The following is a 14,758-nucleotide window of genomic DNA, read 5'->3' as shown; positions in this document are numbered from 1 at the left end:
TTTGCCTGAGGCCCGGCGGGGTCGATGAAGCGAATGTTTTACCCGCATAAAAATAATTAGTGGGAGTACATCCATATGCAAGCGACCAAGCCGACTCGCGTCCGCTACCTGATCCTGTTCATGCTGTTCCTGGTGACCACGATCAACTATGCCGACCGCGCCACCATCGCCATCGCGGGCTCCAGCCTGCAGAAAGACCTCGGCATCGACGCCGTCACCCTCGGTTATATCTTCTCCGCCTTCGGCTGGGCCTATGTGGCGGGGCAGATCCCCGGCGGCTGGCTGCTCGACCGCTTCGGCTCGAAAAAAATCTATGCCTTGAGCATCTTCACCTGGTCGCTGTTCACCGTGCTGCAGGGTTATGTCGGTGAGTTCGGCATTTCCACCGCGGTGGTGGCGCTGTTCATGCTGCGGTTCCTGGTGGGGCTGGCCGAGGCGCCATCCTTCCCCGGTAACGCGCGGATTGTCGCGGCCTGGTTCCCCACCGCCGAGCGCGGTACGGCTTCGGCGATCTTCAACTCGGCGCAATACTTCGCCACGGTGCTGTTCGCGCCGCTGATGGGCTGGATCGTCTATCACTTCGGCTGGCAGCACGTGTTCATCGTGATGGGCGCGATCGGCATCGTCTTCTCGCTGGTCTGGCTCAAGGTGATCTACAGCCCGCGCCAGCACCCGCTGATCAATGAGGACGAGTTCAAGCACATCGCCGACAACGGCGGCATGGTCGACATGGACCAGGACAAGGTCCAGGGCAAACGCAGCGACGGCCCGAAATGGGACTACCTGCGCCAGTTACTGACCAACCGCATGATGCTCGGCGTGTACCTGGGCCAGTACTGCATCAACGGCATCACTTATTTCTTCCTGACCTGGTTCCCGGTGTACCTGGTGCAGGAGCGTGGCATGACCATTCTCAAGGCCGGTTTCATCGCCTCCTTGCCGGCCATCTGCGGTTTTATCGGTGGGGTGCTCGGCGGGGTGATTTCCGACTACCTGCTGCGCAAGGGGCATTCCCTGACCTTCGCCCGCAAGGCGCCGATCATCGCCGGCCTGCTGGTCTCCAGCAGCATTGTGGCCTGCAACTATGTGGACATCGAATGGATGGTGGTGGGCTTCATGGCCCTGGCGTTCTTCGGCAAAGGCGTGGGCGCGCTCGGCTGGGCGGTGGTGTCCGATACCTCGCCGAAGCAGATCGCCGGCTTGAGCGGCGGCCTGTTCAACACCTTTGGCAACCTGGCGTCGATCACCACGCCGATCGTCATCGGCTACATCATCAGTTCCACCGGCTCGTTCAAATGGGCGCTGGTGTTCGTCGGCTGCAACGCACTGCTGGCGGTGTTCAGCTACCTGGTGATCGTCGGTCCGATCAAGCGCGTGGTGCTCAAGGAGCCACCGAGCAACGGCCCCGAGCTGACCCAACTTTCCCAAGCGCATTCCTGAAGGGGCGGCGTCATGCAGTTGATTGAACATTCCGATTCGCCGCGCTACATCCGCCTGCACGAGCGGGACAACGTGGTGGTTGTGGTCAATGACCAGGGCGTGCCGGCGGGCACCGCGTTCGCCGACGGCCTGGTGACCCTGGACTTTATCCCCCAGAGCCACAAGGTGGCGCTGGAAGACATCGCCGAAGGCGGCCCGGTGATTCGCTACGGCCAGACCATCGGCTATGCCTTGCAGCCGATCGCCCGCGGCAGCTGGGTCAGGGAGGAGCAGTTGCGCATGCCCAGCGCGCCGCCGCTGGACAGCCTGCCGCTGTCCACCGAGGTGCCGGCGGCCCAGGCGCCGCTGGAAGGTTTCACCTTCGAGGGCTATCGCAATGCCGACGGCACGGTCGGCACGCGCAACATCCTGGGCATCACCACCACCGTGCAATGCGTGACCGGGGTGCTCGATCATGCGGTCAAGCGGATCAAGGACGAACTGCTGCCCAAGTATCCCCACGTCGACGATGTGGTGGCGCTGACCCACAGCTATGGCTGCGGCGTGGCGATCACCGCCACCGATGCCTATATCCCGATCCGTACCGTGCGTAACCTGGCGCGCAACCCGAACCTGGGGGGCGAGGCCCTGGTGATCAGCCTGGGCTGCGAGAAGCTGCAGGCCGGGCAGGTGATGCACGAAGGCGACAGTTCGGTGGACCTCAGCGAGCCCTGGTTGTACCGCCTGCAGGACTCCAGCCAGGGTTTTACCGAGATGATCGAGCAGATCATGGAGCTGGCCGAGGTGCGTTTGCGCAAGCTCGATCAGCGGCGCCGGGAAACCGTGTCGGCCTCGGAGCTGGTCCTCGGCATGCAGTGCGGCGGCAGCGATGCCTTCTCCGGGATCACCGCCAATCCGGCCCTGGGCTATGCCTCGGACCTGCTGTTGCGGGCCGGCGCGACGGTGATGTTTTCCGAAGTCACCGAGGTGCGCGATGCCATCTATCTGCTGACTTCCCGCGCCGAGTCCGAAGAGGTGGCCCGGGAGCTGGTGCGCGAGATGGACTGGTACGACCGTTACCTGGCCAAGGGCGAGGCCGACCGCAGTGCCAATACCACGCCGGGCAACAAGAAGGGCGGGTTGTCGAACATCGTCGAGAAGTCCCTGGGCTCCATCGTCAAGTCCGGCAGCAGCGCGATCAATGGCGTGCTGGGGCCGGGCGAGCGCTTCACCCGCAAAGGCCTGATCTTCTGCGCGACGCCGGCCAGCGACTTTGTCTGCGGGACCTTGCAACTGGCGGCGGGGATGAACCTGCATGTGTTCACCACCGGGCGTGGCACGCCTTACGGGCTGGCGATGGCGCCGGTGGTCAAGGTCTCGACCCGTTCCGAACTGGCCCAGCGCTGGCCGGACCTGATCGACATCGACGCCGGGCGCATCGCCACCGGGCGGGCGAGTATCGAAGAGCTGGGCTGGGAGCTGTTCCATTTCTACCTGGACGTGGCCAGTGGCAAGCAGCAGACCTGGGCCGAGCGGCACAAGCTGCACAACGACATCACCTTGTTCAATCCGGCGCCGATTACCTGATCGGTAGTCGCTGCCGCAGGATCTGCAGCGTAGGTGGGGGCGCCAACGCCCCTTCGGGGCGATCGCAGCCTTCGGCAGCGGCTACAGAGTCCGTGTCAGGATCCGTTGAATGGCATGTCGCAATCCGTGTGGCTGCTGCCGAAGGCTGCGATCGGCGTGCAGCGCGGGCGTGGCGTTTGATAGCCGCGAACGCCTGCGGTCCGATGGATCTGCTTGCGGTTAGGGCAAATCCATCGGGCTTAAGGGCGCGGGCTGGCTTATCATTAGCCGCCTAACGACAGGTTCAAGGTTGACCCGGCATGCTGGCCATTTTTCTCGAAACGCTGAATATCACCGCGCCGGTATTCGCCATGTTGTTTCTCGGTGTGCTGCTCAAGCGCATCGGCTGGATCAACGACGGTTTTATCCACACGGCGTCGGCCCTGGTGTTCAACGTCACCATGCCGGCGCTGCTGTTTCTCGGCATCCTCCATGCCGATCTGCATTCGGCGCTCAAGCCGGGGCTGCTGATCTATTTCGCCGTGGCCACCCTGGCCAGCTTTGCCTTCGCCTGGGGCTGGGCGATCTGGCGCTGCCCGCGGGAAGACCGGGGCATCTACACCCAGGGCGCGTTTCGCGGCAACAACGGGGTCATCGGCCTGGCACTCGCGGCCAGCATGTACGGCGACTACGGGATTTCCCTCGGGGCGATTCTCGCGGCGCTGGTGATCCTGTTCTACAACACCCTGTCGACCATCGTCCTGGCGGTGTACAGCCCGGTGATCAAGTCCGATCCGTGGAGCATCTGCAAAAGCGTGGTCAGCAACCCGTTGATCATCAGTGTCCTGGCGGCCACGCCTTTCGCGGTTTTTCAGATCGACCTGCCGACCTGGCTGGAGACGTCCGGCCAGTACCTGGCGCAGATGACCCTGCCGCTGGCCTTGATCTGCATTGGCGGCACTCTGTCCCTGGCGGCGCTGCGCGAGAGCGGCGACCTGGCCCTGAGTTCGAGCTTGGTGAAAATGGTCGGCCTGCCGGTCCTCGCCACCCTGGGGGCCTGGCTTTGCGGATTCCGCGGGGCGGAGCTGGGGATTCTGTTCCTGTATTTCGGCAGCCCGACCGCGGCGGCGAGCTTTGTCATGGCCCGGGCGGCCAATGGCAATCATGAACTGGCGGCAGCGATCATCGTCATCACCACGCTGATGGCGGCGGTGACCACCAATATCGGGATCTTCCTGCTGCAGTGGGGCGGGTGGATCTAGTGCTCTTGTAGGAGCGGTCGGTCGACGCTCGATTGCCCGCGATAACGGTGTGTCAGGCAGGTCGCTATCGCGGGCAAGCCTCGCTCCTACCGATCACTCGGGTTTCTGGTAAGTGTCGATCACTTCCTGGGCGGCGCGGAACGCGTCGATCGCCGCCGGTACGCCGGCGTACACCGCGCAATGCAGCAGCGCCTCGCGAATCTCTTCCACCGTGCAGCCGTTATTCAGGGCGCCGCGGACATGGCCCTTGAGTTCCTGCGGGCACTTGAGCGCGGTCAGGGCGGCGAGGGTGATCAGGCTGCGGGTTTTCAGCGGCAGGCCTTCGCGGTTCCAGACACTGCCCCAGGCATGCTCGTTGACGAAGTCCTGCAGCGGCTGGCTGAACTCGGTGGCGTTGCCCAGGGCGCGTTCGACAAAGGCATCGCCCATCACCTGGCGACGCATTTCCACGCCCTGCTTTTTATTCTCGGTCATTGCGCTTCCCCTTTTTTATGTTGGCGGCGCCAGGCCCGCAGCGAACTGAACAGCAGGAACGCCACCAGCACTGGCAGGACGAAAAACAGCATCAGGTCTTCCAGCTTGCCGGCCAGCGGCATGCCGGTGGTGAAGGACACCACGTGCAGCCCATAGGCCAGGTACAGGCCGAGAAACAGCAGGCCTTCGGCGCGAGTGACCCGATAACCCGAATAGAACACCGGCAGGCACAGCACGGCGACGCCGAGCATCACCGGCAGGTCGAAGTCCACGGCGTTGGGCGATACCGACAGGGGCGTCGGTGCCACCAGGGCGGTGAAACCCAGGACCCCCAGCAGATTGAACAGGTTGCTGCCGATGACGTTGCCCACGGCAATGTCGCGCTGGCCACGCAAGGCTGCGATCAGCGAGGTGGCCAGGGCCGGCAGGGACGTGCCGACGGCGACTATGGTCAGGCCGATGATGCGCTCGGACAGCCCCAGGTCGGTGGCGACTTCCACCGCCGCTTCGACCAGCAGATGGCCGGCGAACACCAGCAGGAGCAGGCCGCCGATCATCCACAGCAGGCTGCTCAACCAGTGCACGCGGGGCACGTCTGGGGCTTGCTGGGAAGGCGGGCGCGCCGAGTGCCGCGACTGGCGCAGCAGCAACCCGAGGTAGAGGATCAGGGTCGCCAGCAGGATCAGGCCGTCGAGGGGCGTCAGTTCTTCGTTGTAGGCCAGGGTGAACACCAGCAGGCTGGCGAGGATCATCAACGGGATGTCCAGCCGCACCAGCTGGCGCGATACCCGCAGCGGAATGATCAGGGCGGACAGGCCGAGGGTTACCAGGATGTTGAAGATGCCGCTGCCGATCACGCTGCCGACGGCGATGTCGGTGTTTTCGGCCAGGGTGGCTTGCAGGCTGACGGCCATCTGCGGCGCGCTGCTGCCGAAGGCGACGATGCTCAGGCCGATGATCAGCGGCCGTACACGCAGGCGGGCGGCGAGGCGGACCGCGCCGCGTACCAGCAACTCGGCGCCGGCGACCAGCAGGACCAGGCCGCTGAACAATTGAAGGACGCTGAGCAGCGGTAAATCGGTTAATCCGAAAATGATCAGGGCTCCGTGGGTCAGTCGCTGATGGCTTGCACGCGCACCTTGGCGGTGCCGCTTCTGATCATACCCAACTGTTGCGCGGCGGCACGCGACAAATCGATCAGGCGGCCACGGGTATGCGGGCCACGGTCGTTGATCCGGACCACGACACTCTTGTCGTTATTGAGGTTGGTGACTTTGACGCGGGTGCCGAATGGCAGCTCGCGGTGCGCGGCGGTCATGCCGTGCTGGTTGAAGGGTTCGCCGCTGGCGGTGCGTTTGCCGTGATGCTTGGCACCGTAATAGGAGGCGACGCCGGTCTTGTCGTAACCCCGCGGGTCGACGACATGGCTGGCGCAGCCGGCCAGGAGAAAGAGCAGGGAACAGGCAGCCAGTAGCGACTTCATAAAAGGGAGCCCTAAATGCAGATACAGGAGCGGACTTGCTCGCGATAGCGTTGTGTCTGAGACAACGTATCGCCAGCAAGTTCGCTCCTGCACAGGGCGGCGCACTATCGAATGCCCGCCATCCACGCCGCTATCAGCCTTCGAGTTTGCTTTTCAGCAGTTCGTTGACCTGTTGCGGGTTGGCCTTGCCTTTGGAGGCCTTCATCGCCTGGCCGACGAAGAAGCCGAACATCTTGCCGCGCTTGGCTTCATCGGCGGCGCGATACTGTTCGACCTGCTCGGCGTTGGCCGCCAGCATTTCGTCCAATACGGCGGAGATGGCGCCGGTGTCGGTGACCTGTTTCAAGCCGCGCTTGTCGATGATCTCGTCGGCCTGGCCTTCGCCATTGGCCATGGCTTCGAACACGGTCTTGGCGATCTTGCCGGAGATGGTGTTGTCCTTGATGCGCAGCAGCATGCCGCCCAGTTGTTCGGCCGAGACTGGCGCCTCGTCGATTTCCAGGCCCTGCTTGTTCAACAGGCTGCCCAGCTCGACCATGACCCAGTTGGCCGCCAGCTTGGCGTCACCGGCGATCTTCACTACTTGCTCGAAGTAGTCCGCCTGCTCACGGCTTGAGGCCAGTACGCTGGCGTCATAGACCGACAGGCCGAACTGCTCCTGGAAACGCTCGCGTTTCTGCGGCGGCAGTTCCGGCAGGGTGGCGCGTACCTGGTCGAGGAACGAGTCCTCGATGACCACTGGCAGCAGGTCCGGGTCGGGGAAGTAACGGTAGTCGTTGGCTTCTTCCTTGCTGCGCATCGGACGGGTTTCGTCCTTGTTCGGGTCGTACAGGCGGGTCTGCTGGATGACCTTGCCGCCGTCCTCGATCAGCTCGATCTGGCGCTGGACTTCCGAGTTGATGGCTTTCTCGATGAAGCGGAACGAGTTGACGTTCTTGATCTCGCAGCGAGTGCCGAACTCGGCCTGGCCTTTCGGGCGTACCGAGACGTTGCAGTCGCAGCGCAGGGAGCCTTCGGCCATGTTGCCGTCGCAGATCCCCAGGTAGCGCACCAGGGCGTGGATCGACTTGACGTAGGCCACGGCCTCCTTGGCGCTGCGCATGTCCGGCTCGGAAACGATTTCCAGCAGCGGGGTGCCGGCGCGGTTCAGGTCGATGCCGCTGGCGCCGTTGAACTCTTCGTGCAGGCTCTTGCCGGCGTCTTCTTCCAGGTGCGCGCGGGTGATGCCGACACGTTTGACCGTGCCGTCTTCCAGCGGGATGTCCAGGTGGCCCTTGCCAACGATCGGCAGTTCCATCTGGCTGATCTGGTAGCCCTTGGGCAGGTCGGGGTAGAAGTAGTTCTTGCGGGCGAACACGTTGTGCTGGCCGATCTCGGCGTCGATGGCCAGGCCGAACATGACCGCCATGCGCACCGCTTCCTGGTTCAGCACCGGCAGTACGCCGGGCATGCCCAGGTCTACCAGGCTGGCCTGGGTGTTGGGCTCGGCACCGAAGGCGGTGGAGCTACCGGAGAAAATCTTCGATTTGGTGGTGAGCTGGGTGTGAATCTCCAGCCCGATCACGACTTCCCATTGCATGTGTTTCTCCTCAGAAGCCGGTTGGTGTGCGGGTGTGCCAGTCAGTGTGCAACTGATACTGGTGGGCAACGTTCAACAGACGGCCTTCCTGGAAATACGGGGCGAGCAGTTGCACGCCGACCGGCAAGCCGTCGACGAAGCCGGCGGGCATGGACAAGCCCGGCAGACCCGCGAGGTTGGCGGTGATGGTGTAAACGTCTTCCAGATACGCAGCGACCGGGTCGCTGCTCTTGTCGCCGATTTTCCAGGCCGGGTTCGGCGTGGTCGGGCCAAGGATGATGTCGACTTCATTAAAGGCAGCCATGAAGTCGTTCTTGATCAGGCGACGGATCTTCTGCGCCTTCAGGTAGTAGGCGTCGTAGTAACCGGCCGACAGGGCGTAGGCACCGACCATGATCCGGCGCTGCACTTCGCTGCCGAAACCTTCTCCGCGGGAGCGCTTGTACAGGTCGGTGAGGTTCTTCGGATCTTCGCAGCGATAGCCGAACCGCACGCCGTCGAAGCGCGACAGGTTGGAGGAGGCCTCCGCAGGAGCGATCACGTAGTACGCCGGGATCGCGTGCTGCATGTTCGGCAGGCTGATTTCCTTGATCACGGCGCCGAGCTTTTCCAGCTCCTTGACGCTGTTGTGGATCAGCTCGGCGATGCGCGGGTCGAGGCCGGCGCTGAAGTATTCCTTGGGTACGCCGACGCGCAGGCCCTGCAGCGAGCCGTTGAGGCTGGCGCTGTAGTCCGGAACCGGCTCGTCGATGCTGGTGGAGTCCTGCGGGTCGAAGCCGGCCATGCCTTGCAGCAGGATCGCGCAGTCCTCGGCGGTGCGCGCCAGCGGGCCGCCCTGATCGAGGCTGGAGGCGTAGGCGATCATGCCCCAGCGCGAAACGCGACCGTAGGTCGGCTTCAGGCCGGTGAGGTTGGTCAGTGCCGCCGGCTGGCGGATCGAGCCGCCGGTGTCGGTGCCGGTGGCGGCAGGCAACAGGCGCGCGGCCACTGCGGCGGCCGAACCGCCGGACGAACCGCCCGGAACGCGTTCCAGGTTCCATGGGTTTTTCGCCGCGCCGTAATAGCTGGTCTCGTTGCCCGAGCCCATGGCGAATTCGTCCATGTTGGTCTTGCCCAGGGTCACGGTTCCGGCGGCGGCCAGCTTGGCGACCACGGTGGCGTCGTAGGGCGCCTTGAAGTTGTCGAGCATCTTCGAGCCGCAGCTGGTGCGGATGCCCTGGGTGCAGAACAGGTCCTTGTGGGCGATCGGCGCGCCGAGCAGGGCGCCGCTCTCACCGTTCGCGCGACGGGCGTCAGCGGCCTTGGCCTGCTGCAGCGCGAGATCTTCGGTGAGGCTGATGAAGCTGTTGAGCTGCGGGTCGAGCTGGGTGATACGCGCCAGCAGGGTCTTGGTCAGCTCTTCGGAGGAAAACTTCTTGTCGGCGAGTCCGCGGGCGATCTCGGCCAGGGTCATGTGATGCATTGCAGGCTCTTTCCCTTTAGTCGATGACTTTCGGAACCAGGTACAGGCCGTTTTCGACCGCTGGTGCGATGGACTGATAGGCCTCGCGATGATTGGACTCGGTCACAACGTCTGCGCGCAGGCGCTGGCTGGCTTCCAGCGGGTGGGCCAGGGGCTCGATACCGTCGGTATCGACTGCCTGCATTGCATCCACCAGCCCGAGAATGCTGTTCAGGTCGGAGGTGATGTGTGGAAGATCGGCTTCATTGAGGCCAAGGCTGGCCAGATGAGCGATTTTTTCCACGTCGGAGCGTTCAAGCGCCATGGGATTCTCCAGTGGAAAACAGAACGGATCTCGTCCGTGTGTTAGATTGTCGGAACACTACCGCATTTCTACGGTCATAAGGCCGCGATTGTGGGGGTTGGTGCACAGAAAAGCAGTCAATTTAACATATTGGCGCCTTGCCCAAAATCCCTGTCGTTGTTAGAGTTTGCCGCACTTTTTTACCCACGCGTTGCCTAGGGTCCCTTTCCCATGTTCAAGAAACTGCGTGGCATGTTTTCCAGCGATCTTTCCATTGACCTGGGCACTGCCAACACCCTTATTTACGTGCGCGAGCGCGGTATTGTCCTGAATGAACCATCGGTTGTGGCCATTCGGACCCACGGTAATCAGAAAAGTGTCGTGGCTGTCGGTACCGAAGCCAAGCGCATGCTCGGTCGTACTCCGGGCAACATTGCTGCCATTCGTCCGATGAAGGACGGCGTGATCGCCGACTTCAGTGTCTGCGAAAAGATGCTGCAATACTTTATCAACAAGGTTCACGAAAACAGTTTTCTGCAGCCCAGCCCTCGTGTGCTGATCTGCGTTCCATGCAAGTCCACCCAGGTTGAGCGTCGTGCCATCCGTGAATCGGCCCTCGGTGCCGGTGCCCGTGAGGTGTTCCTGATCGAGGAGCCGATGGCGGCCGCGATCGGTGCCGGCCTGCCGGTCGAAGAAGCTCGCGGTTCGATGGTCGTGGATATCGGTGGCGGTACCACCGAGATCGCCCTGATCTCCCTGAACGGTGTGGTGTACGCCGAATCCGTACGTGTCGGCGGCGACCGTTTCGACGAAGCGATCATCACCTACGTGCGTCGCAACTACGGCAGCCTGATCGGCGAATCCACCGCCGAGCGCATCAAGCAGGAAATCGGTACTGCCTACCCGGGCGGCGAAGTCCGTGAAGTCGACGTTCGTGGCCGTAACCTGGCCGAAGGCGTGCCACGCGCATTCACCCTGAACTCCAATGAAGTGCTGGAAGCTCTGCAAGAGTCCCTGGCAACCATCGTTCAGGCCGTGAAAAGCGCGCTGGAGCAATCGCCTCCGGAACTAGCTTCGGACATCGCCGAGCGTGGCCTGGTGCTGACCGGTGGTGGCGCCCTGCTGCGCGACCTGGACAAGTTGCTGGCTCAGGAAACCGGTCTGCCGGTGATCGTCGCCGAAGACCCGCTGACCTGCGTAGCCCGCGGCGGTGGCCGTGCATTGGAAATGATGGACAAACACACCATGGACCTGCTCTCCAGCGAATAATCGCGCCGGGTGCATCCATGTGTTCCGCTCGCAGGCAGCACTTTGCAGTGCTGCCTGTTGGCGTTTATCTTCTGTCATTCTGCTCCAGGCCGGTTTGAAGCCGTATGAATAAAGAGAACATTTGCCTGGGAGGAGCGGCTTATTAAACCGCTTTTCGCCAAAGGCCCCTCATTGGGCGTACGCCTGTTGGTGCTGGTCGTGCTATCGGTCGCGCTGATGGTGGTCGATGCCCGCTTCACACTGCTCAAGCCAGTGCGTAGCCAAATGTCGCTGGTGCTGATGCAGTCCTACTGGATCACCGACCTGCCGCAACGGCTATGGCAGGGTGTGGCCAGTCAGTTTGGTAGCCGCACCGAGCTGGTCGCCGAAAACGAAAAACTCCAGACCGAAAACCTGTTGCTCCAGGGCCGCATGCAAAAGCTTGCTGCCTTGACCGAGCAGAACGTTCGCCTGCGCGAGTTGCTCAACTCTTCCGCGCTGGTCAATGAGAAGGTCGAAGTGGCCGAGCTGATCGGCATGGACCCCAACCCCTTCACCCATCGCATCATCATCAACAAGGGTGAGCGCGACGGCGTGGTGCTCGGGCAACCGGTGCTCGATGCCCGCGGCCTGATGGGGCAGGTGGTCGAGCTGATGCCTTACACCTCCCGCGTGTTGCTGCTCACCGACACCACCCACAGCATTCCAGTCCAGGTAAACCGCAACGGTCTGCGGGCGATTGCCAGCGGCACCGGCAACCCGGAGCGCCTTGAGCTGCGTCATGTGGCCGACACCGCGGACATCAAGGAAGGCGACCTGCTGGTCAGCTCCGGCCTGGGCCAGCGTTTCCCTGCGGGTTACCCGGTAGCGACGGTCAAGGAGGTGATCCATGACTCCGGCCAGCCATTCGCCATAGTGCGCGCCGTGCCGACGGCCGCCTTGAACCGCAGCCGATACCTGCTGCTGGTGTTCAGCGATAACCGCACCGCCGAAGAGCGTGCCAACGACGCCGCCCAGGCTCAGGAAGCGCAGGATCAGCAGGGTGGCGCCGTCACTCCGGTGGTTCCGGCGACCGTGCCCAAGCCTGTCGTGCCCGCGACGCCAGCGGCCGCGACCGCTCCAACTGCTCCGGCTGCTCCAGCCGCAGCCCCCGCGACACCAGCCGCCGCGACCCCGGTCAAGCCCGTGGCCCATCCGGCTCCGGTCAAGCCAGCCGTCACCAGATCCGCCGCGCCCAAGCCGCCTGCCGCGGCCCCGGCCTCCACGGGAGGAAGAGAATAATGTCCCGAAACGGCTGGATGGTCTGGCTGACCTTCGCCATCGGCATGCTGCTCAGCGTGTCCCCCTTGCCGCAATTCATGGAAATCCTGCGCCCGCTCTGGCTGGCCTTGCTGCTGGCGTTCTGGGCCCTGGCCCTGCCGCATAAGGTCGGCATGGTCACGGCCTGGTGCCTGGGGCTGGCCGAGGATGTGCTGTACGGCACATTGCTGGGGCAGAACGCGCTGATCCTGACCCTGATCACTTTCCTGGTGCTGTCGTTGCAACAACGCTTGCGCATGTTCCCGATGTGGCAGCAAAGCCTGGTGATCCTGGTGATCTTCGGCCTGGCGCAACTGGTCCAGCTGTGGCTCAGCGCCTTGACCGGCAACCGTCAACCGACCCTTGCGCTGGTTCTGCCGGCATTGGTCAGTGCCTTGCTCTGGCCTTGGGTCAGCTTCGGTTTGCGCGGGTTGCGCCGACGTTTCAAAATCAACTGATTCGGTCAGGCATTTGCCCGTACCTCGACAGGGAGATGTCTTGATGAAATCGCTTTACCTCGCCTCAGGCTCGCCCCGTCGACGCGAACTGCTCACGCAGATCGGCGTGCCTTTTACCGCCATAAGCGCGGATATCGACGAAACTCCTTTCCCCGATGAAAGCCCGGTGGCCTATGTCGAGCGCCTGGCGCGCGACAAGGCGGCGGCCGGGTATGCGCTGATCGCCGATGAACCGTCTGCGGCCTGTGTCCTGGGCGCCGACACCGCGGTGGTCCTGGATGGGCGAATTCTTGGCAAGCCCCTGGACCAGGCCGATGCGCAGTCGATGCTCATGGCCCTGTCGGATCGCGAACATGAAGTGCTGACCGCCATTGCCGTGCTCGATGGCCAGCGCTGCGAGTCGCGGGTGGTGCGCAGCCTGGTGCGCTTCCGGGCGATCGGCGATGACGAGGCAGCCCGCTACTGGGCCAGCGGCGAGCCCTGTGACAAGGCCGGCGGCTATGGCATCCAGGGGCTTGCGGCGATATTCGTGGCAGGGCTCAATGGCAGTTATTCCGCTGTCGTCGGCTTGCCGGTATGCGAAACCGCAGAACTACTTGGCCATTTCGGCATACCCTGTTGGCAAAACCTTGCAGTGCGCTAAGCGCCGTACCTGCTGATGCGGCCATCCATAGTGAATATGCCTGAACGAGACCCTGCCATGAGTGAAGAGATTCTGATCAACATCACGCCGATGGAGTCGCGCGTGGCGGTGGTCGAAAACGGTGTGCTGCAAGAAGTCCATGTCGAGCGTACCCAGCGTCGCGGAATTGTCGGCAATATCTATAAAGGCAAGGTGGTTCGGGTTCTGCCCGGCATGCAGGCGGCGTTCGTCGATATCGGCCTGGATCGCGCGGCGTTCATTCATGCATCGGAAATCTCCCTGCGCGAAGGGCCGGCGGTGGAAAGCATCGGCGCCCTGGTCCATGAAGGGCAGAGCCTGGTGGTGCAGGTGACCAAGGACCCGATCGGCTCCAAGGGCGCGCGCCTGACTACTCAGTTGTCGATCCCTTCGCGTTATCTGGTGTACATGCCGCGCACCGCCCATGTCGGCATCTCGCTGAAGATCGAGGACGAAGCCGAGCGCGAGCGCCTGAAACAGGTGGTCAGCGATTGCGTGGCCCAGGAAGGCATCAAGGAAGCCGGTGGTTTTATCCTGCGTACCGCCGCCGAGGGTGCGGGCGCCGACGAAATCATGATGGACATCCGTTACCTGCGTCGCCTGTGGGACCAGATCGGCGCGCAGATCAAGACCATCGGCGCCCCCAGCGTCATTTACGAAGACCTGGGCCTGGCCCTGCGTACGCTGCGCGATCTGGTCAGCCCGAAGATCGAGAAGATCCGCATCGACTCCCGGGAAACCTTCCAGAAAACCACGCAGTTCGTCGCCGAACTGATGCCGGAAATCGCCGATCGCCTGGAGCACTATCCGGGCGAGCGGCCGATCTTCGACCTGTATGGCGTCGAAGACGAAATCCAGAAAGCCCTGGAGCGCAAGGTGCCGCTCAAGTCCGGTGGTTACCTGGTGGTCGACCCGGCGGAAGCCATGAGCACCATCGACGTCAACACCGGGGCTTTCGTCGGTCACCGCAACCTCGAAGAAACCATCTTCAAGACCAATCTCGAAGCGGCGACCGCCATTGCCCGCCAGCTGCGCCTGCGCAACCTGGGTGGGATCATCATCATCGACTTCATCGACATGGAAGATGAAGAACACCAGCGCCAGGTGCTGCGCACCCTGGAAAAACAGCTGGAGCGCGATCATGCCAAGACCAACATCATCGGCATCACCGAGCTGGGCCTGGTGCAGATGACCCGCAAGCGTACCCGGGAGAGCCTGGAGCAGGTGCTGTGCGAACCCTGCAGCAGCTGCCAGGGCCGCGGCAAGCTGAAAACCCCGGAGACCATCTGCTACGAAATCTTCCGGGAAATCCTGCGGGAGGCGCGGGCCTATCAGGCCGAAGGTTATCGGGTCCTGGCGAACCAGAAAGTGGTCGACCGGCTGCTCGACGAAGAGTCGGGCAACGTCGCGGAACTGGAGGCCTTTATCGGCCGGACCATCCGTTTTCAGGTCGAAACCATGTATTCCCAGGAACAATACGACGTGGTGCTGCTCTGAGTCCGCGTACCTTACATTTACCGGATACAGCTGGCCTCGGTTTGTGCATGACTCTTGCCACGGGGGC

The 14,758-nt window shown here is 63.0% G+C and carries 14 protein-coding genes; 8 read left to right on the top strand and 6 right to left on the bottom strand.

From position 1 onward, the window contains the following. Positions 1–75 precede the first annotated feature (75 nt). From NRG23_RS14680 to NRG23_RS14670, 3 genes are all read left to right on the top strand, one after another. Positions 76–1,440, top strand: a complete 1,365-nt coding sequence (locus NRG23_RS14680) for an MFS transporter (RefSeq protein ID WP_257374922.1) — start codon at positions 76–78, stop codon at positions 1,438–1,440. A 12-nt stretch (positions 1,441–1,452) separates the two neighbouring features. Then, positions 1,453–3,006, top strand: coding sequence for a galactarate dehydratase (garD, locus tag NRG23_RS14675; RefSeq protein ID WP_038630606.1), 1,554 nt, complete (start codon positions 1,453–1,455; stop codon positions 3,004–3,006). Between the two features lie 299 nt (positions 3,007–3,305). Further along, positions 3,306–4,247 (top strand): AEC family transporter, encoded by a 942-nt coding sequence (locus NRG23_RS14670; protein WP_038630607.1) that lies wholly within the window; start codon positions 3,306–3,308, stop codon positions 4,245–4,247. Positions 4,248–4,340: 93 nt separating this feature from the next. Here the strand turns inward: NRG23_RS14670 and NRG23_RS14665 are convergent, their stop codons facing one another. From NRG23_RS14665 to gatC, 6 genes are all read right to left on the bottom strand, one after another. Further along, entirely contained in the window at positions 4,341–4,721 is a 381-nt protein-coding gene (locus NRG23_RS14665; protein ID WP_009046984.1) for a carboxymuconolactone decarboxylase family protein, read from the bottom strand. Next, positions 4,718–5,773, bottom strand: coding sequence for a calcium/sodium antiporter (locus NRG23_RS14660; protein WP_038630608.1), 1,056 nt, complete (start codon positions 5,771–5,773; stop codon positions 4,718–4,720). The genes NRG23_RS14665 and NRG23_RS14660 overlap by 4 nt, the downstream gene beginning before the upstream one ends. A 59-nt stretch (positions 5,774–5,832) precedes the next feature. After that, positions 5,833–6,204, bottom strand: coding sequence for a septal ring lytic transglycosylase RlpA family protein (locus NRG23_RS14655; RefSeq protein WP_016701700.1), 372 nt, complete (start codon positions 6,202–6,204; stop codon positions 5,833–5,835). 133 nt (positions 6,205–6,337) lie between these two features. After that, positions 6,338–7,783: an Asp-tRNA(Asn)/Glu-tRNA(Gln) amidotransferase subunit GatB gene (gene gatB, locus NRG23_RS14650; protein WP_016701701.1), complete on the bottom strand. Its 1,446-nt coding sequence runs from the start codon at positions 7,781–7,783 to the stop codon at positions 6,338–6,340. Between the two features lie 10 nt (positions 7,784–7,793). Next, on the bottom strand, positions 7,794–9,245 hold the full coding sequence (gene gatA, locus NRG23_RS14645) for an Asp-tRNA(Asn)/Glu-tRNA(Gln) amidotransferase subunit GatA (protein WP_009046988.1): 1,452 nt from the start codon (positions 9,243–9,245) through the stop codon (positions 7,794–7,796). 16 nt (positions 9,246–9,261) lie between these two features. Continuing rightward, complete coding sequence (gatC, locus tag NRG23_RS14640; protein WP_009042181.1) at positions 9,262–9,549, bottom strand: Asp-tRNA(Asn)/Glu-tRNA(Gln) amidotransferase subunit GatC; 288 nt, start codon at positions 9,547–9,549, stop codon at positions 9,262–9,264. A 210-nt stretch (positions 9,550–9,759) separates the two neighbouring features. Here gatC and mreB point away from each other — a divergent pair, with 210 nt between their 5' ends. The 5 genes from mreB to rng all read left to right on the top strand — a co-directional run bounded on the left by mreB (position 9,760) and on the right by rng (position 14,691). After that, positions 9,760–10,797 (top strand): rod shape-determining protein MreB, encoded by a 1,038-nt coding sequence (gene mreB / locus NRG23_RS14635; RefSeq protein WP_002555108.1) that lies wholly within the window; start codon positions 9,760–9,762, stop codon positions 10,795–10,797. 171 nt (positions 10,798–10,968) lie between these two features. Next, positions 10,969–12,057, top strand: a complete 1,089-nt coding sequence (mreC, locus tag NRG23_RS14630; protein ID WP_219733753.1) for a rod shape-determining protein MreC — start codon at positions 10,969–10,971, stop codon at positions 12,055–12,057. Further along, entirely contained in the window at positions 12,057–12,533 is a 477-nt protein-coding gene (gene mreD, locus NRG23_RS14625; protein ID WP_009042183.1) for a rod shape-determining protein MreD, read from the top strand. The genes mreC and mreD overlap by 1 nt, the downstream gene beginning before the upstream one ends. Positions 12,534–12,576: 43 nt before the next feature. Further along, entirely contained in the window at positions 12,577–13,176 is a 600-nt protein-coding gene (locus tag NRG23_RS14620; protein ID WP_124354606.1) for a nucleoside triphosphate pyrophosphatase, read from the top strand. Between the two features lie 57 nt (positions 13,177–13,233). After that, positions 13,234–14,691 carry a ribonuclease G gene (gene rng, locus NRG23_RS14615; protein WP_007929907.1) on the top strand — a complete coding sequence of 486 codons (1,458 nt, stop codon included), beginning with the start codon at positions 13,234–13,236 and terminating at the stop codon, positions 14,689–14,691. Positions 14,692–14,758: the final 67 nt, after the last annotated feature.

It is taken from the genome of Pseudomonas sp. T8 (assembly GCF_024610635.1).
Classification (GTDB): Bacteria; Pseudomonadota; Gammaproteobacteria; order Pseudomonadales; family Pseudomonadaceae; genus Aquipseudomonas; species Aquipseudomonas chlororaphis_I.
This window is presented reverse-complemented; position numbering and strand designations above follow the sequence as displayed.